Consider the following 20,139-nt stretch of genomic DNA (forward strand, 5'->3'; position numbering starts at 1 on the left):
TTTCTGCGGCACAAGTCTTTGATGGCCAATTCCCGGGCCGCCAGTATCGAGAGTGAACGGATGTGCCATTTTGGCAACACCGCTCGCTCGTGCGGCACGTCTGTTCGAGTAATTTGCTTTCTTTACAACGATATGAATTGTGTGGCTGTGGTCACGGCGGCAATAAAAATGTCCAGAATGACGTTTCGATTGAAACGAAATTGCCAAAATCGGCATTCTGTCGCCTTTCGTTCCATTTTTTCCGGGAACGTCGGGAGCGTCGGCACGTCAAGAATGTCGACGGTCGGCGGCGGGCAGGCGACTCGGCTGCCATATTTCCATACCGAAGCCCTGCCGCGCATGTTGCGATGCATCATATATTGATGCTATTGCGCGCTTTGCACAATCAAAGTTCCGGCCGATGCATCTGAAACAGGGCATTCGCAACCGTCGGGGACATCAGGAGCGCGGGTCAGCATGGCGAGGTCGAAATCGACAGAAGAGGGCGACGTCGTCACGATCAAGAAATACGCCAACCGGCGCCTCTATGATACCGAGCGTAGCTGTTACATCACGCTGGAGGATCTCGGCACGATGGTTCGCGACGGCCGCGAGTTTCGCGTCGTCGATGCGAAAAGCGGCGACGACATCACGCACAATGTTCTGACCCAGATCATCATGGACGAAGAAACCCGCGGCGAGACGCTGTTGCCGGTCAACTTCTTGCGTCACCTGATCGGCATGTATGGCGACAAGATGCAGTCGATGGTGCCGCAATATCTGGAAGCGTCGATGACCGCCTTCCGCAAGAACCAGCAGGATGTCCGCTCGGCATTCGAGGGCGCGCTGGGTTCCAACCCGCTCGCCGAACTTACCCGGCGCAACATGGAAATGTTCCAGCAGGCGGCGGGGGCGTTCATGCCAGGCGCGGCTGGCAGCAAGGCCAAGGATGCCGAAATCGCGGCGCTCAAGGCCGAAGTCGCCGAGCTCAAGGCAGAGCTCGCCAAAAAGAAGTGAAGACGGGCATCACCCCGTCCCCCAACGACAGAAAACCGGAAAATCATGATCAAGCATGCGCTCAGCGTAACCCGGCAGGCCGACTTCGCGGCCTGGTATCAGGACGTCATTGCCGAAGCCGACCTCGCCGAGGAATCGGGGGTGCGCGGCTGCATGGTGATCAAGCCGTGGGGCTATGGCATCTGGGAACGCATCCAGACGATCATGGACGCGGGCATCAAGGACATGGGCGTCCAGAACTGCTATTTCCCGCTGTTCATTCCGCTGTCCTTCTTCGAGAAGGAAGCCGACCATGTCGACGGCTTCGCCAAGGAAATGGCGGTCGTCACGCACCACCGGCTGATCGGGGACGGCAAGGGCAAGCTGATCCCCGATCCCGACGCGAAGCTCGAAGAGCCGTTGATCGTCCGTCCGACCTCCGAAACCGTCATCGGCGCCGCGATGAGCCGCTGGGTCCAGTCGTGGCGCGACCTGCCGCTGCGCGTCAACCAGTGGGCCAATGTCGTGCGCTGGGAAATGCGCACCCGCATGTTCCTGCGCACCGCCGAATTCCTGTGGCAGGAAGGCCATAGCGCACACGACAGTAAGGAAGATGCGCTTGCCGAGACGATGCGCGCGCTCGAACTGTACCGCACCGTCGCCGAAGAAGCGCTCGCGCTGCCGGTGATTGCGGGGGAGAAGCCCGAGAACGAGCGCTTCCCCGGCGCCGCCGCGACCTATTCGATCGAAGCGATGATGCAGGACGGCAAGGCGCTGCAGGCGGGCACGTCGCACTATCTCGGCACCGGCTTCGCCGAGGCGGCAAACATCCGTTTCCAGGACAAGGACGGCGGTCACAGCCTGTGCCACACGGTGAGCTGGGGCTTCTCGACCCGCACGATCGGCGCGGTGATCATGACCCACGGCGACGACGACGGTCTCCGCTGTCCGCCGCGCATCGCGCCGCACCAGATCGTCATCGTGCCGATGCTGCGCGACAATGACGAGGATGCGGCGATCCTCGACTATTGCGCGTCGCTCGAAAAGGAACTCAAGGCGCTCGACGCGTTCCGCGAACCCGTGCGCGTGCTGCTCGACACCAATGCCAACAAGGCGCAGACCAAGCGCTGGGGCTGGGTCAAGAAGGGCGCGCCGATCATCCTCGAAATCGGCCCGCGCGACGTCGCCGGCGGCAATGTCGCGGTGATCCGCCGCGACCGCCTCTATAAGGACGACGGCAAGCTCAACAGTGCCTTCGTGCCGCGCGGCGAGTTTGTCGCGGCGGCTGTCGCGACGCTCGGAGAGATTCAGGACAATCTCTATGCCGAAGCGAAGGAACGGCTGCACGCCAACATCCGCCGCGACGTCACCGACCTTGCGGCGCATTACGCCGGCGACGACAAGTTCGCCGGCTGGGTCGAGGTGCAATGGTCGCGCCCGACCGGCGCCGTGCTCGACGGGATCGTCGAGCAGTTGAAGGCGCTGAAGCTGACAATGCGCAACACGCCGCTCGACGCGGTACCCGCTGACGGCGCCTGCTTCTTCACCGGCGAACCGGCGGTGGAACGCGTGCTGATCGGCCGGACCTATTGATCGCGCTGGTTAGCGCCGCCTGAACCCTGAAAGTCGTTCGCCGCCGGCCCTGTCTCTGATAGGCTGGCGGTGCAGAGGCTCGTTCGTCAGAGCTCGCCCGCTGGCCATGCCCGCGGCAGGTCGCTTGTCGCCTTCGATTCAGCAGGGGAACGATCATGATCATACGACAGATTACCGGTTCGGCCGCGATGGTGGCGCTCATCCTGGGCAGCACGGCGCCCGCATACGCCAAACCGCCTTCCGACGTCTCCGATCTCGTCGGGGCGCGTGCGCCCGGCGCCGAAACGCAGATGCAGGGCCGCGGCTACACGATGGCGAAATTCAAGGATGGCGCGCAATATTGGTGGAACAGCGGATCGCGCACTTGCGCGCGCGTTGTCGTCGCCAACGGCCGTTATGCGAGTGTCGACAAAACTGACGCGAGCGATTGCGGGCACAGCGACAGCGGCGGTTCGGGTGCCGGTGCGGCGATCGCCGGGGTCGCGGCGATCGGCCTGATCGCCGCGCTCGCCAGTCACAAGAAGAAGCATGGCAACGATCCCGGCGGCGATCACGACAGCGAATATGGCCGCGGGTACAACGACGGCCTCTATGGTGGCCAATATGACCGCAACGACAGCGAGGCCTATCACGACGGCTTCATGGCGGGCGAGACCGAGGCGTCGAACCGTCGCGCCGCCAATCGGCCCTATGCGCGCGGTGGTCCCGATGCGGCAAAGGCGGCGTGTGAGGCGCGCGGCGACCAGTATCAAAATGCCCCCGGCGGCAGCAGCGTGGCGGTGAGCCAGCGCGGCGACGGCTCGGGCAATTATGTCTTTACCATTGCGACCGGACATTATCGCTCGACCTGTACTGCCACGGCATCGGGGCAGGTACTCAACATTTCACCCTATTGATCCGCGCTTGGGGGTGACGGCTCGCCCGTTACCCCCTATCCGCGGAGGATGGCCCGCAAACAACACACCGGACTTCCTTCGCCCGAACAGATTCTGCGTTTTATCGAAGAGAGCAAGGATGCAGTCGGGAAGCGCGAGATCGCCAAGCATTTTGCGCTGCACGGTAACGAGAAGATCGCGCTGAAGGCTTTGCTCAAGGATATGACCGACGAGGGGCTCGTCGATCTCGCCCCCGGCCGCGCCTTTCACAAGCATGGCGGCCTCCCGCGCGTCACCGTACTGCGCGTCGCGGCGATCGAGGGCAGCATCGTCTGGGCGGTTCCCGATCGATGGGAGGCTGCCGGCCCGGCGCCGCGCCTCCGCGTGATGGAGCAGGGACGGAAGGGGGCGCTCGGGGTCGGCGACCGTATCCTTGCCCGCACCGAGGAACGTGGCAGCGGCCATGTCGCGCATCCGATGAAGCGGCTGCAGGCGAGCGCCGAAATGGTGATCGGTGTGCTCGTCGAGGATGTCGGCCCCGGCGGCAAGCCGATGATCTGGCTGCGCCCCGCCGACAAGCGCGCGCGCTACGACTTTGCCGTCGCCGACAAGGGCAATGCCGATATCGGCGATCTCGTCCGCGCCGAACTGACCGGGCGCGGGCCGGCGATCAAGGCGAAGGTCATCGACCGCATCGGCGACCCCTTCGCGCCGCGGTCGCTCAGCATGATCGCGATTGCGCGGCACGAGATACCGCATGTCTTCGGTCCCGAAACCCTCGCCGAGGCTGAAAAGGCGGCGAAGCTGCCGCTGACCCCCGACGGGCGCGAGGATCTGCGCGACCTGCCGATCGTCGCAATCGACCCCGTCGATGCGCGCGACCATGACGATGCCGTCTGGGCGGTCCCCGACGAGGACCCGGGCAACAAGGGCGGCTTTCGCGCCATCGTCGCGATCGCCGACGTCAGCTATTATGTCCGCCCCGACGGTGCGCTCGACCGCGAAGCGCGCCGACGCGGCAACAGCGTCTATTTTCCCGACCAGGTCGTCCCGATGCTGCCCGAAACGCTGTCGGCGGGGGTTTGTTCGCTGAAGGCCGGGGAGGATCGCGCGGCTATGGCGTGCCATCTCGTCATCGACAAGCACGGCAAGGTGACGTCATGGCGTTTCACGCGTGCGCTCGTCCGGCTGCGTGCCAACATTGCCTACGAACATGCGCAGGCGGCCTATGACGCCGACGAGCCCCGCGAGGGGTGGGATGCCGATGTCCTGCCGGCGCTCCGCAACCTCTGGGCAAGCTGGACGCTGCTCGCGAAAGCGCGCGCCGCGCGCGATCCGCTCGACCTCGAACTGCCCGAACGGCAGGTGATCCTCGACGAACAGGGCGGCATCGCCGAAATCCGCGTCCGCGACCGCCTCGACGCGCACCGGTTGATCGAGGATTATATGATCGCGGCCAATGTTGCGGCGGCAAAGGCGCTCGAGGCGAAGAAGTCGCCGGTGATGTATCGCATCCACGAGCCGCCGAGCCGCGAGAAGCTCGTCAGCCTGAAGGACTATCTCGAAACTTTCGAGCAGAGCTTCGCATTGGGGCAGGTGATTACGCCCGCCGTGTTCAACCGCCTGATTGACGGCTTTTCCGGGGACGACCGGCTGCCCGAGATCATGCAGGCGATTTTGCGCAGCCAGACGCAGGCCTATTATGGCCCCGCCAACGCCGGCCATTTCGGCCTTGCGCTCGGCAGCTACGCGCATTTCACCTCGCCGATCCGCCGCTACGCCGATCTGATCGTCCATCGCGCACTCGTTGACTCTTATCGCCTCGAAGTGCCCGGCAAGCCGAAGGATCTGCCCGCGCGCACCGGACTCGGCGACGAGGACGGCAAGGGGCTGTCGCGGATCGGCGAAGCGATCAGCGCGCTCGAACGCCGCGCGATGGAGGCCGAGCGCGAGACCGTCGACCGCTATGTCGCGGCCTATCTGGCGACCAAGACCGGCGAGATCGTGACGGCGCGGATCACCGGCGTCCAGCCCTTCGGCTTTTTCGCCACGGTCGACGGACTCGGCGGCGACGGTCTGGTTCCGGTGTCGACGCTGGGCAGCGAGCGCTTTTTCTATGACGAGGCGGCCCGGACGCTCGACAGCGAGCACGGGCGGGTGAGCTATACGGTCGGGCAGCGGCTCGATCTGCGGCTGCTCGATGCCAACCCGATCAGCGGCGCGTTGCGTTTCGAACTGCCCGATGCGCCCGAGGGCGGTTTCCGCAACCGGCCGCCGCGGCGCGACGGGGTGAAGAAGGCCGGGAAGCATATGGTCGGCAAGCGCGGGCGTCCGGCGAATATCAAGCACAAGGGACGGAAGCGCTGAATCCGTCGCCGTCGCCCCCGCCTTCGCGGGGCGACGTGTCAGTCCCCCGCCAGTTCCCGCAACAACACCGCACTTTCCGCGTCGGCCGGAAAGAAGGCTTCGATCGCCAGTTCCGACAGGGTGATGTCGACCGGCGTACCGAAGATCGTCACCGTCGAGACGAACGAGATACGCCCCGCTGCCGTTTCCAGCACCAGCGGCACCGCGATGCTGCTCACCGGCCCGGCGGCATTGTCGTTGGCCTCGACCGCATAGCCCGCAATCTCGTCGCGCAGCGACGCCAGCGCCGGATCGGCACTCGCTTCGATCTGCAGGTCGAGCCGGTGCAGGATATGAGCGCGCCACATCGCATAATTGGCGATCTGCGGTGCCAGCCCGTCCGGATGGAGCGCGAGGCGCAGCACATTGACCGGCGGCGCCAGCAGGGCGGGGGAAACCTGCCCGATCAGGATGGCGACCGCGGCGTTCGCCGCGACCATGTTCCAGTGCCGGTCGACCGCGAGCGCCGGATAGGGCTCGTGTCCTTTCAGTACATGTTCGACGATCGCGCGCATCCCCGCCATCTCGCTGCTATCGAGCGGACGTTCCTGAAAATCGGGCGCATAGCCCGCTGCGAGGAGCAGGGCGTTGCGCGCCCGGTGCGGCACCTCGAGGCAGTCGGCGATCCGCCCGAGCATCTGGGCGCTCGGTTTCGATCGCCCGGTTTCGATGAAGCTCAAGTGCCGCGTCGAGATTTCGGTATCGAGCGCGAGGTCCATCTGGCTCATCCGGCGGCGCGTGCGCCATTCGCGAAGCTGTTCGCCCAGCGGTGCAACCTGCATCATCGTCTCCTTTGCCGGCAAAGCTATACCCCGGCCTTCCTGCTTTCCATTACCTCGCGCGTAATCGACGTCATTCACTTTGCGGTCCAATTGGTCGGGGTCGAAAGGAGAACCATCATGTCGATCCCCAATCTCAAGACCATCCTCGTCGCCGATGCCGTCACCTGCACGGGCGTTTTCGCCATCGGCCTTCTCGCCGCCGTCCCGGTCGGGGCCTTGTTCGGCCTGCCCGCGAACATGGTTGCGATCGGCGGCTGGATCTGTCTCGCCGCCGCGATTGCGATGATCGCCGCTGTGCTTCAGAAGCTGCCGAGCCCGGCGCTGGTCAGGTTGATCGTGTTCGGCAATCTCGGCTGGGTCGCCGCCAGTCTCGCGGTCGTCGCGGCCTTTGCGGCTCAGATGACCGGCATCGGTATTGCGGTCGTCGTCGCGCAGGCGATTGGCGTGCTAGGGTTCGCGATCCTCGAGGTCAAGGCCGTGGCGCTGCCCCGCGCCGTTACCGTCTAGCTCAGCGCATCGAGGCGGCTGATGTCGATGCCGCCCGGGACCAGCATCACCGGACAGGGAAGCGTGCCCGCATCCTGTCCGGTGAAATGCGCGACCAAGGGGCCCGGGGCGCCCGACGCCGCGGTCGCGAGCACCAGTGCCGCAATCTCGTCGTTCGCGCCGATCACCTCGCGCACCACCTCGGCGGGCTTGCCCGATTTGACCATGATCTGCGGCGTGACATTCGCTTCCTGCACCACCGCGTCGGCGGCGGTCGCGACCAGTTCCTCGGCATGTTCGCGGGCCTCGGCCTCGATCGTCGCCTGGACGCCGCCGAATGCCACGAAGTCCTGCGGGGCGACGATGGCGAGCACCATCACGCCGCCGCCCGTCCGCGCCGCACGCCGGGCCGCAAAGCGCAGCGCCAGCGTCGCTTCGGGGCTGTCGTCGATCACCACCAGATACGTCCGCATCGCCCCGACCCCTCGTTATGCTTTTGCGGCGCGAGATTGCTTCACATTCGTATGAAAGGCAAGTTCGGCCGCTGGACCTTGACCGGCGCAATGCTTATGGCGAGGAACAATCCGTAGCGGCAGGCATGCCCTGCAAGACTCACGCCTGAAGATCGAGGACAAAAGCGACGATGCCGATCGAACTCAAAATGCCCGCCCTTTCGCCGACGATGGAGGAGGGGACCCTTGCCAAATGGCTGGTGAAGGAAGGGGATGAGGTAAAATCGGGCGACCTGCTCGCCGAGATCGAAACCGACAAGGCGACGATGGAGTTCGAAGCGGTCGACGAAGGCGTGATCAGCCAGATTCTCGTCGCCGAGGGCACCGACAATGTGAAGGTCGGTACGGTGATCGCCGTGATCGCGGGCGAGGGCGAAGATGCGGGCAGCGCGAAGGCCGCACCGGCGGCGGCTCCTGCACCTGCCGCTGAACCCAAAGCCGAAGCGCCCGCATCGGCGGCCGCGCCTGCACCTGCCGCCGCGCCCGCGCCGAGTCCGGCACCTGCGCCGGCTGCTGCGGCCCCCGTAGCATCGGGTGACCGCATCAAGGCGAGCCCACTCGCGAAGCGCCTTGCCGCCGAGCAGGGCATCGACCTCAAGGCGCTGACCGGCACCGGTCCCGGCGGCCGCATCGTCAAGGCCGACCTTGCGGGCGCTCCTGCAGGCGCCGCTGCACCCGCCGCCGCGTCGGCTCCTGCTGCCGCGGCTCCGGCAGCAGCCGCCGCACCCGCTGCTGCAGGCCCGATTCCCGACTTCGGCATCCCGCACGAGGACGAGAAGCTCAGCGGCATGCGCAAGACGATCGCGCGCCGCCTGACCGAATCGATGCAGCAATCGCCGCACATCTATCTGACCGTCGACATCCGCCTCGACGCGCTGCTCAAGCTGCGCGGCGAACTCAACGCCAGCCTCGAAAGCCGCGGCGTCAAGCTCAGCGTCAACGACATGCTGATCAAGGCGCTGGCGGTCGCGCTCGAGCGTGTTCCGGCGTGCAATGTCAGCTTCGGCGGTGACGTGATGCGCCAGTACAAGCGCGCCGACATCTCGGTCGCGGTCAGCATCCCCGGCGGCCTGATCACCCCGATCATCGTCGATGCCGGGGGCAAGTCGATGTCGAAGATTTCGACCGAAATGTCCGAACTTGCGGCGAAGGCGAAGGAAGGCAAGCTGCAGCCCAACGAATATCAGGGCGGCACCGCCAGCATCTCCAACATGGGGATGATGGGGATCAAGCAGTTCACCGCGGTGATCAACCCGCCGCAGGCGATGATCATGGCGATCGGCGCGGGCGAGAAGCGCCCTTACATTGTCGACGATGCCCTGTCGGTCGCAACCGTGATGACCGCGACGGGCAGCTTCGACCACCGCGCGATCGACGGCGCCGACGGCGCGCTGCTGATGAAGACCTTCAAGGAGCTGGTGGAGCGTCCTCTGGGGCTGGTGGCTTAGAACGCCAATGAATTGGGACGCTGCGTCTGTAGGTGTCGCTCTTGCAACTTTTGCACTGGGCCAGTTCTTTAGTTGGTGGGGCGGACGTAGATCAGCAGTGGTTTACACCCATCATTCTCTTTCCGCTCCTCTCGGCGGAATCGCAGAATTTGTTCATGAAACGCTTGGGAAGCGCTACGAAAACCATATCTACGCAGATCAATTTGAATTTGAAAACAAGGGTCGTCACATATCTGATTTTTCGGTCAGAATTAAGAAAAAGAACATTCTATCTTATAATTTATCTAAAACCTCATCTATAGATGAAGATGATATTGAAATAAAAGAAAATCAAAAGGGGAATATGATTATATCTATTCCAGACCTTCCTGCCGGAGAAAAGGTTTCTATAGATATTTTTAGCTTCTCTTATTCTGGGTCCTATGATGCGCTAGCTGGTGGTTCCTCAAAGTTTGTTTTAAAAGAGATCGGAGACTATAGAGCGCGTCGCGTGGGATTCATGATTGGATCTATTGCCGCGGCAACGGTAGCTTTTTTTGCTTTCCGATTTGCTGTTGGTGGATGAGGCGTGATGAGAGGCCAATCTAAGCCTTTTGAATAATAGTTGGCTTGCGCCACGTCGCGCTGAAGCTCGATCCAGCCATGCCGATCGACAGGCCGAACGGGCGGGTCAGGCTGGCCAGTGCGCGGGCGAGGCGCAGCTTGGCGGACGACTGACCCATCGCGGTGCGGGCGCGGCACCAGCTTTGCCCGCGGTCTGCCAGATCGACGTTCGTATAGCGGCGGAACGCGCAGAGGATCGGCAGCGGATTGACGCCGCGCTGCATCGGTTCACGGCGTAGCAGCCAGCGGTCGACCGCCCGCGGCCAGTAATTGACCAGCCAGCGCCCCGAATGCACCTCGCGCGGTGCAAGGCGGCTGGCGGTGCCGGACACGATGATGAGGCCACCGGGTTTCAGCACCCGGTCGATCTCGGCGAGCACCGCCGGCAGATGGTCGGGTGCGACATATTCGAGCACGCTGATGCACAGGATGATGTCGAAGCTCGCGTCGGCGAAGGGCAGGCGGCGCGTGTCGGGGAGGTGGCGCAGGTCGATGCGGTCGGCGACGCCGTAGCGCGCGCAGTTCAGCCGCGCGAGCGCGACGGCGCCGGGGTCGACATCGATGGCGGTGACGCTGGCGCCGAGCGTCGCGGCGACGATCGAACTGGCCGCATAATTGCACCCGAACTCGAGCAGCGCGGCGCCGTCGATATCACCCGCATAGGCTTCGATCAGGTGCCGGACGCCCTGCCATTCGACGTCGACATAGCCGCCGACCCAGCGGTCGTCGGGATCGAGGCCCATCTGTCCGGCCTGCGCGCGAAACTGCGCGTCCATCGCCTTGTCGACGACGGCAGGCGCATCGGGGGTGGAGCGGCGCGCGGGGGAATAGCTAGGGATCGGTTGCATGGTCCTGAACGCGGCTCTAAGCGAAACGCGTGAAGCCATCCTTAACCGGTCTGAAACAATAGCTTGCCGTAGCGGTCGGCCCGGCTCTCCGATTTGCGGTGGCGTCCTTGCCGCTCGCCGGTCTAAAGGGTGTCGAGCTTTCACCGATCAGGCAAAAAGGGATGCCCGAATGGCCAATAGTTACGACCTCATCGTCCTCGGTTCGGGCCCCGGCGGCTATGTCGCCGCGATCCGCGCCGCGCAATTGGGGCTGAAGACCGCGATCGTCGAGCGCGAACTGCTCGGCGGCATCTGCCTCAACTGGGGCTGCATCCCGACCAAGGCGCTGCTGCGCTCGGCCGAAATCTATCATTATATGCAGCATGCCGGTGATTACGGGCTGAAGGCAGCGGAGATCAGCGCCGATATCGACGCGGTCGTGAAACGGTCGCGCGGAGTCGCCAAGCAGCTCAATCAGGGCGTCACGCACCTGATGAAGAAGCACAAGATCACCGTTCATATGGGCACCGGCAAGCTGGCGGCGCCGGGCACGCTCGAAGTGACGGGCGAGAAGGGCAGCGAGACGCTGACCGCGAAGAACATCATCGTCGCGACCGGTGCCCGCGCCCGCGACCTGCCGTTCGCTCCCGCCGACGGCAAGCGCATCTGGACCTATCGCCACGCGCTCGTCCCGCCCGAAATGCCCAAGAAGCTGCTGGTCATCGGATCGGGCGCGATCGGGATCGAATTTGCGAGCTTCTACAAGGATATGGGCGCCGAGGTTACGGTCGTCGAAATGCTCGACCGCCTCGTGCCGGTCGAGGACGCCGATGTCTCGGCCTTCCTCGAAAAGGCACTCAAGAAGCAGGGCATGACGATCCACACCGGCGCGGGGGTCGAGGAGCTGAAGGCGACCGCGAACGGCGTCTCGGCGAAGATCAAGGGCAAGGACGGCAAGGTCGAAAGCGCCGAATTCAGCCATGCGATCGTCGCCATCGGCATCGTCCCGAACACCGAGAATATCGGGCTCGAAGCATTGGGCGTGAAGACGACCAAGGGCCATATCGACACCGACGCGATGTGCCGCACCAACGTCCCCGGCCTGTGGGCGATCGGCGACGTCACCGCGCCGCCGTGGCTCGCGCACAAGGCGATGCACGAATCGATCATCGCGGTCGAGGCGATCGCGGGTAACCACCCGCACGCGATGGACGTCCGCAACATTCCGGGCTGTACCTATTGCCGTCCGCAGATCGCCAGCGTCGGCCTGACCGAGGCGAAGGCGAAGGAACTCGGCTACGAGGTCAAGGCCGGAACCTTCCCCTTCATCGGCAACGGCAAGGCGATTGCGCTCGGCGAGGCGGAGGGTTTCACCAAGACCGTGTTCGACGCGAAAACCGGCGAACTGCTCGGCGCCCATATGATCGGCGCCGAGGTCACCGAGCTGATCCAGGGTTATACGATCGGCAAGACCGCCGAGCTGGTCGAGGATGATTTCATCGGCACCGTCTTCCCGCACCCGACGCTCAGCGAAACGATGCACGAGGGCGTGCTCGCGGCATTCGGGCGGCCGCTGCATATCTGAGGCCGTGCTGGCGGATAGAAGTTGAACCCGTCGATCCTGCATTTCTCGCGCTGGGGCAATGTCTTCAAGGCATTGTTCTTCGCGGGATTTGCGGCGCTGGCGTTCCTCTTCGCCGTCCTGCTCCATCGTGAGGCGGACGCGCCGCCGCAACGGGTTGCCTTGCCCGATATCGATCTGCCCGCACCGGCGCCGCACCGCGATCCGCTGGCGCCGGTCAAGATTCCCTTCCTTGTCGTCGCCGGCTGTGTCTGCCTCTTTTATGCCGGACGCCATGGCATGCGGGCGATAGCACGGCAGGTCGCGGTGAGGATCGTCGACGGGCAACTCCACTTCCATCGAAGCTACACCTCCGTGCCTCCGGTTCTGCCGATTGCGGATGTCGCGGAGGCGCTGTTCGACCGCGCCGACCGTCTGCCGGGCGAGGGCGACCGCGCGGCGCGGCTCGGTGCCCGGCTGCGCCACGGTCTCTACCTCCGCTATCGCACGCAAGGCGCGGAAGGCGAGCTGCGACTGGTCGACAATGATTTCGACGGCGGCACCGAACAACTGCGCCGTTTTGCCGCGCATCTGGAGGCATGGCGCCAGTCGGCGGCGCGCACCGCCTATCGCGACTGATTGCGACAGCGGCGAAGCTTTGCCAGAAGGCTTGGCATGACGTTTCTATCGGACCGGCCTGCTTCGCCTTTTCTTGCCCGCGCGCTGTTGATCATCCTGTTGCTCTTCGCCGTGCTCAGCGGCGTCGTGATGGCGGGCTTTGCAGATGACCTCGACCGCCAAATCGGGGCGTCGCTGGCGCTCTCCGCGGACACCTCGTCGTCTCGGCTGATCACGGCCATGCAATGGATCAGCTTCGTCGGCGGCGGAACGCCGCGATGGATCATCGTGATCCTGCTCTGCGGGCTCGTCTGGCGCTGGTGCGGACTACGCTGTGCGACTGCGCTCGCCGGGGCGTCGCTGCTGTCGAACCTTGCTTCCAGTTTGCTGAAGATCGCTTTCGGCCGCGCCCGGCCCGACCTCGTCGAGCATCTCGACCATGTGTCGAGCGCCTCCTATCCCAGCGGCCATGCGACGAATGCGGCGGTCGTCTACCTGCTCCTCGCCTGGCTGACACCACCGCGCTGGCGGCCTTATGCGTGGACGCTCGCCGGGACGATGATCGTCCTCAACGGCTTCTCGCGCATGACGCTCGGCGTCCATTGGGCGAGCGACATCGTCGGCGGGACGCTGCTCGGTGCGGCCTTTGCGTTGCTGGGGGCGTGGTGGGCCGGTGCGCATAACGCGTCGCCGCCACTAAGGGATTTGTAAGCTCTCGCTGCTAATATTCGCCCGTGGGAAACGGGGGCAGGATTATGTCGCTTGGGAAAATTATCGGGGTGATCGGCGGGCTGCTGCCGCTTGTCTATATCGGATATATGCTGCGTCACTTCATCGGCGTTGGCGGCGGCACGGCCGAAGGCATTGCGTGGATCGGCCTCGGCCCGACGGTGATCGGCCTGTCGATCGTCGGAATCCTGTTCGCCTTGCCGTTGATCGTCAAGCTGATCCGCGCGGGATCGGGCCTCAATCGCGTGCCCGGTGCCGCCAACCTGAAACCCGGCGAGGTGTCGTCGCCCGAAACGATCGAGTTCGACGCCGATGCCGCCTTTGCCAACTATATGCGCGGGCGCGAAGCGTCGGGCGGGGCGCCCCCGGTCGTCGAGCCGTTGCCGTCCGATCCGGCGCCGATCGCACCGCGTCCCGGCGGTTTCGGACGAAAGATCGTCTGACCCGATTTTTGGGCTGTCCTATTCAGTCCTGTTTTGCCATCCAGTTTCCCGGATAACGAAAACGGGTTGGGGGCAAATATGCAATCGCGTGTGAAGTTCGGCAGTTTTCTGCGGAGAATCGCTTTTCGCGGCGTCGCGCTTTTCGCCCTGTCGGCGGCACCTGCCGGAGCGCAGGAGGCGGAGGGCCAGACGGTCATCACCGCCGCGCGCTATATCGACGTGCTGACCGGCAAGACGGTCGACTATCCCGCCATCTTCGTTGGCGCCGACGGGCGTATCACCGGCATCGCCGATGCGCGGACAGTGCGTTGGGGTGCGAACGTCAAGCATGTCGACCTTGGCAACCGGACGCTGCTTCCCGGGCTCATCGACATGCATGTCCATCTCGACGGTCCCGCCGACATCGGCGGCTATCGCGGGCTCGAATTCACCGACAGCTTCTGGGGCATGACCGCAGTCAAGAATGCGAACGACATGCTTGGCGCGGGCTTTACCACGGTGCGCAACGTCGGGTCGGACAATCGCAACGACATCGGGCTCAAACAGGCGATCGATGCCGGCTATGCGACGGGACCGCGGATCGTTCCCGCAGGCTATGCGCTCGGCGCGACCGGCGGGCATTGCGACAGCACTTTCCTGCCGCCCAGCCTCGAGAAAAAGGACGGCAAGGAAGAAGGGATCGGCGATACGCCCGACGAACTGCGCTATCAGGTGCGTCGCCAGCGCAAATTTGGCACCGAGGTGATCAAGGTCTGCGCGACCGGCGGCGTCTTCTCGCGCAACACCGAACCCGGCCAGTTGCAGGTATCCGAAAAGGAACTCGCCGCCATCGCCGACGAGGCGCATCAGTGGGGGCTGCGCGTCGCGGCGCATGCGCATGGCGCGGCGGGCATTCGTGCCGCGATTGCCGCGGGAATCGACACGATCGAGCATGTCAGCCTGGTCGACGACGAAGGCATCCGCATGGCGCTCGCGCGCAAGCAGCCGGTGTGGTTCTCGATGGATATCTACAACACCGAATATACGCAGGCCGAGGGCGCGAAGAACGGCGTGCTCGAGGATAATCTGCGCAAGGACCGTGAGATTGCGCAGATCCAGCGCGACAATTTCCGCAAGGCGCACCGCGCGGGGGTGCGGATGGTGTTCGGCTCCGACGCCGGGGTGATGCCGCACGGCGAGGTCGGCAAGCAGTTCCGCGTTATGACCGAGTACGGGATGACGCCACTGGAAGCGATCCAGGCCGCGACGCGCAACGCGGCGCAGGCGCTGGGACGCGAGAGCGACGTGGGTGCGATCGCGGTCGGCCACTATGCCGATATCGTCGCGGTCGACGGCGATCCGCTGACCAATGTGCGCGAGCTCGAAAGCGTCGATGCGGTGGTCAAGGGCGGGGTGCTGGTGAAGGGCGGCTAGGCGCCGCGCTTTCAGTAGATCACCAGCTTGTCGACCATCGCCTCGTGCATTTCGGGGGTCAGGTTGAGCACCGCCTCGGCATAGGTCGCAACATCGCCATGGTCGCGGCGGATCGTCGCCAACGCCGCGTCGAGGAAGGCGGGATTGACCGACATCAGCGTGCGGATCGCATCGTCGTGGATCTCGCCGCCGTAGCGCGCCCGGATCTGCGATGCGCCCTGGGCGATACGCTCGTCGATCTTTCCGGCGCTGTTGGTGAGCAGATAGTCCTGCATCAGATCGTCCTCATGGACGCCGAGCAGCCGGTGGACGACCGCGACGGCCAGCCCGGTGCGGTCCTTGCCCGCGACGCAGTGGACGAGGCTGGGGGCATCATATTCCGACAAAGCGGCAAGATAGAGCCGCAGCGTCGCTACGAGGGCCGGGCGATACGGCATGCCGGCATAGGTATCGATCATGCGGGCCCGCGCCGTCTCATTGTCGATCGCGCCGCCTGCTGCTTGCAGGTGCGGTGCCAAGCCTGCGGTCTGCCCGCCCGCGAACAGCACGCGCGCCGAGAAATTCTCGCTGCGCCGGCACGGGTGGACCTCGCGCTCATCGTCGCCGCGCAGGTCGACGATCGTCTCCAGCCCCAGCGCGTCGACCGCCGCAAGATCCTCGGGCGTCGCTTCGACATGGTGCGCCGAGCGCCACAATATGCCGCCCCGCAGCCGTCCGCCGCCTTCGACGGCATAGCCGCCATAGTCGCGGAAATTGTGGATACCCGAAAGCGGCAGGACGCGTTCGGCAAGCATGGTCATTCTCCCGTAAAAACCGGCGGCCGCTTTTCGACAAAGGCGTTGATCGCCTCGCGATTGTCGGCGGTTTCGTGCACGATCGCCTGATAGGCGGCGCTTATTTCGAGGATGTCGCTCATCCGGCTGTGCTGCGCTTCGCGAAGCAACCGCTTGGTGAGCCGGAGCGCGCGCGGCGGGTTGCACACGATGCGTTCGGCGATGGCGATGGCGCGGTCCAGCAACTCCTCGTCGGGGACGACATCCGTCACCAGACCATATTCCTTTGCCTGCACGGCGTCAAAGCGGTCGCCGGTGAGGAACAGTTCGGCGGCGCGCGGATAGCCGAGGACTTTCTGGAGCAGCCATGCGCCGCCATCACCCGGTACAATCCCGACCTTGATGAAGCTGCACGCGAATTTCGCGCTCTCGGCGGCAATACGGATATCGCAGGTGCAGGCGAGGTCGCAGCCGAGGCCGATGGCGTGGCCGTTGACCGCCGCGATCATCGGGATTTCGCAATCCATCAGGGCGCGGATCACCGCCTGCACACCCTTGCGGTAGTTGCTGCGCGTCGAATCGGGCTGGTCGAGAACGCCGATGCCGGTGCGGTCCTGCATGCCCTTGAGGTTGCCGCCGGCGCTGAACGCCTTGCCGCTGCCGGTGAGGATGATCGCGCTGACGCTGCGGTCGTCGCCGAGGGTGCGGAGCGTGTCGATGATGTCCTGGCAATCCTCATGGCTGCCGATCGCGTTCATGCTCTCGGGCTTGATCATCGTCAGGATCGCGATCTTGCCCCGCCGCTCGACACTCAGAAACTCGCCCATATCTAAAATTCCTTTGCAGTTCGGGAAAGCTATTGCATGGCCAGCGGGACATGCAAGGCTTTGCGCTCTATCCCTTCGATCCGCCCGGCGACATATCGGCACTACGCGCCGATTTGCGGGCGTGGCTCACCGACCACCAGCCGCAGGGCGACATCGTGAAACGCGCCAATTGCTGGGCGAGCTTCGACGCCGGTTTCAGCCGCGCCTTGGGGGCGGCGGGTTACATCGGAATGACGCTGCCGGCGCGCTACGGCGGCGGCGACCGCCACCCGCTCGAACGCTATGTGGTGATCGAGGAGTTGCTCGCGGCGGGCGCCCCGGTCGGCGCGCACTGGATCGCCGACCGGCAAACGGGGCCGCTGATCCTGCGCTATGGCAGCGAAGAACAGCGGCAACGCTATCTGCCGGGAATCGCGAAGGGCGAACTTTATGCCTGCATCGGCCTGTCCGAACCCGGCGCCGGGTCCGACCTTGCCGCGGTACGGACGAGCGCGCGCGAAACGGCCGACGGCTGGCGGATCAACGGACAGAAAATCTGGACGACGGGCGCGCATCTGTCGCACGTCATCCTCGCGCTCGTCCGCACCGAGGAAGGCAGCGAACGCAACGCCGGGTTGAGCCAGTTGCTCGTCGACCTCGACACGCCCGGGATCACCATCCGCCCGATCATCGACATGGCGGGGAATCACGACTTCAACGAAATCTTCTTCGACGATGTGCTCGTTCCGCATGGCGCGTTGATCGGGACGCGCGGGGAAGGGTGGAAGCAGGTCACCGCCGAGCTCGGCCTCGAACGATCGGGTCCCGAGCGCTATCTGTCGAGCCATGCGCTGCTGGCCGCGCTGATCGATTCGGCAGGCAGCGACCCCGATCCGGCGGTTGCGGCGCTGATCGGCGAACTGACCGCCGAAATGTGGACGCTGCGCCAGCTTTCGATGTCGACCGCCGCGAAACTTGCGGCGGGTGAGGACCCGATGGTCGAGGCTTCTGTGGTCAAGGAACTCGGCAATGCGTTCGAACAGGATATGCCGCGCCGGGTGCAGGCGGTGATCGATTGCGGGTGGGACGATGACGCCGACCTGGCGCGGCTGCTGCGCGCGCTGCTCATCGCGTCGCCGAGCTTCTCGCTCCGCGGCGGGACGCGCGAGGTGATCCGCGGGATCATCGCACGCGGATTGGGCCTGCGATGAGCGGCGCCCGCGACATGCTGTGCGATACGGCAAGTGCCGTGTTCGCCGAGGCCGCCAGCGCGGGGATCGCGCCCGTCGAAGAAGCGGGCTTTGCCCTGTTGCTGGTGCCCGAGGCCGATGGCGGGTTCGGCGGCGACTGGGGCGATCTGAACGCGGTTTTGCGGATCGCGGGCGTGGCCGTGCCCGACCTGCCCGTCGCGCCTCTGATCCTGTCGGGATTGGGCGAGGTCGATCCTGCGTTGCACGCCGCTGCGACCGTCAGCCTGATGGCGGGTGCGATGGGGCAGGCGCTCGACCTGTCGATCGAGCATGTCAACACACGGCAGCAATTCGGCCGCCCGCTCGGCAAGTTCCAGGCGGTGCAGCAATCGCTCGCGGTGATGGCGTGCGAGGTGCGCGCGGTGGATGCGGCGGCAGCGGCGATGGCCAAGCGACTCGATGCCGTGCACTTCGATGCCGAGGCTGCCGGTTTCGAGATTGCTGCCGCCAAACTACGCGCCAACCGCGCGGTCGGGGTGGTCACCGCGGTCGCGCATCAGGTGCATGGCGCGATCGGCTTTACCCGCGAATATGATCTGCACCGCGTGACCATCCCGCTGATGCGCTGGCGCGGCGAGCATGGCAACGACGCGCATTGGGCGCAGCGACTGGGGCGTCAGGTTGCCGGTTTCGGCGGGCGCGGCCTGTGGGAAGCGATGACCGCGCGCGCCGATTGAGCCTTCAGCGTACCGCGCCGCCGCCGCGGAGCGCCGCGATCTTGTCCGCGTCATAGCCGAGCCCGGCGAGCACCGCATCGCCGTCGCCGCCGACCGCCGGCGCCTGCCGTGGTGTGTCGTTGACCGTCGCCGAATAGCGCGGCGCCGGGGCGGGATGCGGGACGCCTGCCACCTCGACGAAGGTCTTGCGCTCGACATTGTGCGGGTGGTGCGGGGCTTCGCTGAGCGACAGGACCGGCGCGAAGCAGACGTCGGTCATTTCCATCAGCTCGCACCATTCGTCGCGCGTCTTCGTCGCGAACAGCGCGGCGACCTTTGCTTTTTTCGCAGGCCAGTTTTCCTGATCGTCCTGCACATCGAAATCGGGATCGGCATCGAGCCCGGTCTTGGCGCGGAGCAGGGCATAGAATTGCGGCTCGATCGAGCCGATCGAGATGAACTTGCCGTCGCTGCACGTATAGGTGTCGTAATAGGGCGCGCCGCCGTCGAGGCGGTTCACGCCGGCTTCGTCCTTGATCATGCCCGCGCCATGAAACCACCAGCTCATCCCCGCGAGCAGCGCCGAACCGTCGGTCATCGCGCAGTCGATCACCTGACCCTGACCGGTCTTTGCGGCGTGCAGCAGCGCGCTCGACATGCCGAACGCCAGCATCATGCCGCCACCGCCGAAGTCGCCGACATAATTGACCGGCGGAACAGGCTTCTGGCCAGCGAGGCCGACGGTGTGGAGGACGCCCGACAGCGAGATATAGTTGATGTCGTGGCCCGCGGCCTGCGCATAGGGGCCGAACTGGCCCCAGCCGGTCATGCGGCCGTAGACGAGTTTCGGATTGTCGCCGAGCAGCACATCGGGACCGAGGCCGAGGCGTTCCATCACGCCGGGGCGATAGCCCTCGATAATTCCGTCGGCACTTTTGCAGAGGTCGCGGGCGATCTGGACGGCTTCGGGGTTCTTCATGTCGAGCGCGATCGAGGTGCGATTGCGCGACAGCGGATCGCGCGGGTCCATGAAGCCGCCGGGGCGGTCGATGCGGATGACTTCGGCGCCATGATCGGCGAGCATCATGCCGCAGAAAGGGCCGGGACCGATGCCGGCGAATTCGATGATACGGATACCCTGAAGCGGACCTGCCATGTCTTTCTTCTCCCAATATGTCCCCTTGGCCATGCCGTTGCGAAAGGGGCAGCGCAAGGGCCAAGCGCCCTGCGCGGAATAGGATTTCTTTGCCGGCGGGATAGGGCGCTGGCCGTCGGAAATGCTGAGGCGTCGAATGTTGCACTAATGTGCCAGCGAACATCAAATTGTTGTCAAAATGTCAGACTTCCGCAATCTGCCTGTCACGTCGTGAGCGTATCGCGCCG

At 64.8% G+C, this 20,139-nt stretch carries 21 protein-coding genes; 14 read left to right on the top strand and 7 right to left on the bottom strand.

All coding sequences use genetic code 11. The features are described 5' to 3' along the window. Positions 1-122: 122 nt before the first annotated feature. Positions 123-356, bottom strand: a complete 234-nt coding sequence (locus V6U71_RS09005; RefSeq protein WP_411341923.1) for a hypothetical protein — start codon at positions 354-356, stop codon at positions 123-125. A 100-nt stretch (positions 357-456) separates the two neighbouring features. Here V6U71_RS09005 and phaR point away from each other — a divergent pair, with 100 nt between their 5' ends. The 4 genes from phaR (at position 457) to V6U71_RS09025 (ending at position 5,810) form a co-directional block, all read left to right on the top strand. Beyond that, positions 457-996 carry a polyhydroxyalkanoate synthesis repressor PhaR gene (gene phaR, locus V6U71_RS09010; RefSeq protein ID WP_411341924.1) on the top strand — a complete coding sequence of 180 codons (540 nt, stop codon included), beginning with the start codon at positions 457-459 and terminating at the stop codon, positions 994-996. Between the two features lie 45 nt (positions 997-1,041). Then, positions 1,042-2,568 (top strand): aminoacyl--tRNA ligase-related protein, encoded by a 1,527-nt coding sequence (locus V6U71_RS09015; protein WP_411341925.1) that lies wholly within the window; start codon positions 1,042-1,044, stop codon positions 2,566-2,568. A gap of 155 nt (positions 2,569-2,723) precedes the next feature. Continuing rightward, entirely contained in the window at positions 2,724-3,464 is a 741-nt protein-coding gene (locus tag V6U71_RS09020; protein ID WP_411341926.1) for a hypothetical protein, read from the top strand. 48 nt (positions 3,465-3,512) lie between these two features. After that, positions 3,513-5,810 (top strand): ribonuclease R family protein, encoded by a 2,298-nt coding sequence (locus tag V6U71_RS09025; RefSeq protein ID WP_411341927.1) that lies wholly within the window; start codon positions 3,513-3,515, stop codon positions 5,808-5,810. A 38-nt stretch (positions 5,811-5,848) separates the two neighbouring features. On the opposite strand, the gene V6U71_RS09030 is transcribed toward V6U71_RS09025, so the two are convergent. Then, positions 5,849-6,631: a helix-turn-helix domain-containing protein gene (locus tag V6U71_RS09030; RefSeq protein ID WP_411341928.1), complete on the bottom strand. Its 783-nt coding sequence runs from the start codon at positions 6,629-6,631 to the stop codon at positions 5,849-5,851. A 117-nt stretch (positions 6,632-6,748) separates the two neighbouring features. Here V6U71_RS09030 and V6U71_RS09035 point away from each other — a divergent pair, with 117 nt between their 5' ends. After that, on the top strand, positions 6,749-7,138 hold the full coding sequence (locus V6U71_RS09035) for a hypothetical protein (protein ID WP_411341929.1): 390 nt from the start codon (positions 6,749-6,751) through the stop codon (positions 7,136-7,138). On the opposite strand, the gene V6U71_RS09040 is transcribed toward V6U71_RS09035, so the two are convergent. Beyond that, positions 7,135-7,590 carry a universal stress protein gene (locus V6U71_RS09040; protein WP_411341930.1) on the bottom strand — a complete coding sequence of 152 codons (456 nt, stop codon included), beginning with the start codon at positions 7,588-7,590 and terminating at the stop codon, positions 7,135-7,137. The genes V6U71_RS09035 and V6U71_RS09040 overlap by 4 nt on opposite strands. A 170-nt stretch (positions 7,591-7,760) precedes the next feature. On the opposite strand from V6U71_RS09040, the gene V6U71_RS09045 reads away from it, so the two are divergent. Then, positions 7,761-9,077 (top strand): pyruvate dehydrogenase complex dihydrolipoamide acetyltransferase, encoded by a 1,317-nt coding sequence (locus V6U71_RS09045; protein WP_411341931.1) that lies wholly within the window; start codon positions 7,761-7,763, stop codon positions 9,075-9,077. A 7-nt stretch (positions 9,078-9,084) separates the two neighbouring features. Further along, positions 9,085-9,642 carry a hypothetical protein gene (locus V6U71_RS09050; RefSeq protein ID WP_411341932.1) on the top strand — a complete coding sequence of 186 codons (558 nt, stop codon included), beginning with the start codon at positions 9,085-9,087 and terminating at the stop codon, positions 9,640-9,642. 19 nt (positions 9,643-9,661) lie between these two features. On the opposite strand, the gene V6U71_RS09055 is transcribed toward V6U71_RS09050, so the two are convergent. Continuing rightward, a complete protein-coding gene (locus V6U71_RS09055; protein WP_411341933.1) occupies positions 9,662-10,528 on the bottom strand; it encodes a class I SAM-dependent methyltransferase in 867 nt (288 codons plus the stop codon). Positions 10,529-10,697: 169 nt separating this feature from the next. Between V6U71_RS09055 and lpdA the strand changes: the two genes are divergently transcribed. The 5 genes from lpdA to V6U71_RS09080 all read left to right on the top strand — a co-directional run bounded on the left by lpdA (position 10,698) and on the right by V6U71_RS09080 (position 15,271). Next, positions 10,698-12,092, top strand: coding sequence for a dihydrolipoyl dehydrogenase (gene lpdA, locus V6U71_RS09060; RefSeq protein ID WP_411341934.1), 1,395 nt, complete (start codon positions 10,698-10,700; stop codon positions 12,090-12,092). 21 nt (positions 12,093-12,113) lie between these two features. Next, positions 12,114-12,707, top strand: a complete 594-nt coding sequence (locus tag V6U71_RS09065; protein ID WP_411341935.1) for a hypothetical protein — start codon at positions 12,114-12,116, stop codon at positions 12,705-12,707. Positions 12,708-12,743: 36 nt separating this feature from the next. Continuing rightward, complete coding sequence (locus V6U71_RS09070; protein ID WP_411341936.1) at positions 12,744-13,397, top strand: phosphatase PAP2 family protein; 654 nt, start codon at positions 12,744-12,746, stop codon at positions 13,395-13,397. A 44-nt stretch (positions 13,398-13,441) separates the two neighbouring features. Beyond that, complete coding sequence (locus tag V6U71_RS09075) at positions 13,442-13,858, top strand: hypothetical protein (protein WP_411341937.1); 417 nt, start codon at positions 13,442-13,444, stop codon at positions 13,856-13,858. Between the two features lie 78 nt (positions 13,859-13,936). Then, positions 13,937-15,271 (top strand): metal-dependent hydrolase family protein, encoded by a 1,335-nt coding sequence (locus V6U71_RS09080; protein WP_411341938.1) that lies wholly within the window; start codon positions 13,937-13,939, stop codon positions 15,269-15,271. An 11-nt stretch (positions 15,272-15,282) separates the two neighbouring features. On the opposite strand, the gene V6U71_RS09085 is transcribed toward V6U71_RS09080, so the two are convergent. Next, on the bottom strand, positions 15,283-16,065 hold the full coding sequence (locus tag V6U71_RS09085; RefSeq protein ID WP_054587672.1) for a tyrosine-protein phosphatase: 783 nt from the start codon (positions 16,063-16,065) through the stop codon (positions 15,283-15,285). A gap of 2 nt (positions 16,066-16,067) precedes the next feature. Then, positions 16,068-16,871 carry a crotonase/enoyl-CoA hydratase family protein gene (locus tag V6U71_RS09090; RefSeq protein ID WP_411341939.1) on the bottom strand — a complete coding sequence of 268 codons (804 nt, stop codon included), beginning with the start codon at positions 16,869-16,871 and terminating at the stop codon, positions 16,068-16,070. 50 nt (positions 16,872-16,921) lie between these two features. On the opposite strand from V6U71_RS09090, the gene V6U71_RS09095 reads away from it, so the two are divergent. Together V6U71_RS09095 and V6U71_RS09100 are read left to right on the top strand one after the other, a co-directional pair. Then, complete coding sequence (locus tag V6U71_RS09095) at positions 16,922-18,061, top strand: acyl-CoA dehydrogenase family protein (RefSeq protein ID WP_411341940.1); 1,140 nt, start codon at positions 16,922-16,924, stop codon at positions 18,059-18,061. Next, entirely contained in the window at positions 18,058-18,777 is a 720-nt protein-coding gene (locus tag V6U71_RS09100) for an acyl-CoA dehydrogenase family protein (protein ID WP_411341941.1), read from the top strand. The genes V6U71_RS09095 and V6U71_RS09100 overlap by 4 nt, the downstream gene beginning before the upstream one ends. Before the next feature lie 4 nt (positions 18,778-18,781). Here the strand turns inward: V6U71_RS09100 and V6U71_RS09105 are convergent, their stop codons facing one another. Next, a complete protein-coding gene (locus V6U71_RS09105; RefSeq protein WP_411342332.1) occupies positions 18,782-19,912 on the bottom strand; it encodes a CaiB/BaiF CoA transferase family protein in 1,131 nt (376 codons plus the stop codon). Positions 19,913-20,139: the final 227 nt, after the last annotated feature.

The sequence above is a fragment of the Sphingopyxis sp. J-6 genome, assembly GCF_046603995.1.
GTDB lineage: Bacteria > Pseudomonadota > Alphaproteobacteria > Sphingomonadales > Sphingomonadaceae > Sphingopyxis.

Coding starts and splice junctions, on each gene's coding strand:
- V6U71_RS09105 (WP_411342332.1), bottom strand. CDS start 19,912: ATGGCAGGTCCGCTTCAGGGTATCCGTATCATCGAATTCGCCGGCATC.
- phaR (WP_411341924.1), top strand. CDS start 457: ATGGCGAGGTCGAAATCGACAGAAGAGGGCGACGTCGTCACGATCAAG.
- V6U71_RS09075 (WP_411341937.1), top strand. CDS start 13,442: ATGTCGCTTGGGAAAATTATCGGGGTGATCGGCGGGCTGCTGCCGCTT.
- V6U71_RS09080 (WP_411341938.1), top strand. CDS start 13,937: ATGCAATCGCGTGTGAAGTTCGGCAGTTTTCTGCGGAGAATCGCTTTT.
- V6U71_RS09040 (WP_411341930.1), bottom strand. CDS start 7,590: ATGCGGACGTATCTGGTGGTGATCGACGACAGCCCCGAAGCGACGCTG.
- V6U71_RS09005 (WP_411341923.1), bottom strand. CDS start 356: ATGATGCATCGCAACATGCGCGGCAGGGCTTCGGTATGGAAATATGGC.
- V6U71_RS09090 (WP_411341939.1), bottom strand. CDS start 16,871: ATGGGCGAGTTTCTGAGTGTCGAGCGGCGGGGCAAGATCGCGATCCTG.
- V6U71_RS09035 (WP_411341929.1), top strand. CDS start 6,749: ATGTCGATCCCCAATCTCAAGACCATCCTCGTCGCCGATGCCGTCACC.
- lpdA (WP_411341934.1), top strand. CDS start 10,698: ATGGCCAATAGTTACGACCTCATCGTCCTCGGTTCGGGCCCCGGCGGC.
- V6U71_RS09015 (WP_411341925.1), top strand. CDS start 1,042: ATGATCAAGCATGCGCTCAGCGTAACCCGGCAGGCCGACTTCGCGGCC.
- V6U71_RS09025 (WP_411341927.1), top strand. CDS start 3,513: ATGGCCCGCAAACAACACACCGGACTTCCTTCGCCCGAACAGATTCTG.
- V6U71_RS09045 (WP_411341931.1), top strand. CDS start 7,761: ATGCCGATCGAACTCAAAATGCCCGCCCTTTCGCCGACGATGGAGGAG.
- V6U71_RS09100 (WP_411341941.1), top strand. CDS start 18,058: ATGAGCGGCGCCCGCGACATGCTGTGCGATACGGCAAGTGCCGTGTTC.
- V6U71_RS09070 (WP_411341936.1), top strand. CDS start 12,744: ATGACGTTTCTATCGGACCGGCCTGCTTCGCCTTTTCTTGCCCGCGCG.
- V6U71_RS09095 (WP_411341940.1), top strand. CDS start 16,922: ATGCAAGGCTTTGCGCTCTATCCCTTCGATCCGCCCGGCGACATATCG.
- V6U71_RS09055 (WP_411341933.1), bottom strand. CDS start 10,528: ATGCAACCGATCCCTAGCTATTCCCCCGCGCGCCGCTCCACCCCCGAT.
- V6U71_RS09085 (WP_054587672.1), bottom strand. CDS start 16,065: ATGCTTGCCGAACGCGTCCTGCCGCTTTCGGGTATCCACAATTTCCGC.
- V6U71_RS09020 (WP_411341926.1), top strand. CDS start 2,724: ATGATCATACGACAGATTACCGGTTCGGCCGCGATGGTGGCGCTCATC.
- V6U71_RS09030 (WP_411341928.1), bottom strand. CDS start 6,631: ATGCAGGTTGCACCGCTGGGCGAACAGCTTCGCGAATGGCGCACGCGC.
- V6U71_RS09050 (WP_411341932.1), top strand. CDS start 9,085: ATGAATTGGGACGCTGCGTCTGTAGGTGTCGCTCTTGCAACTTTTGCA.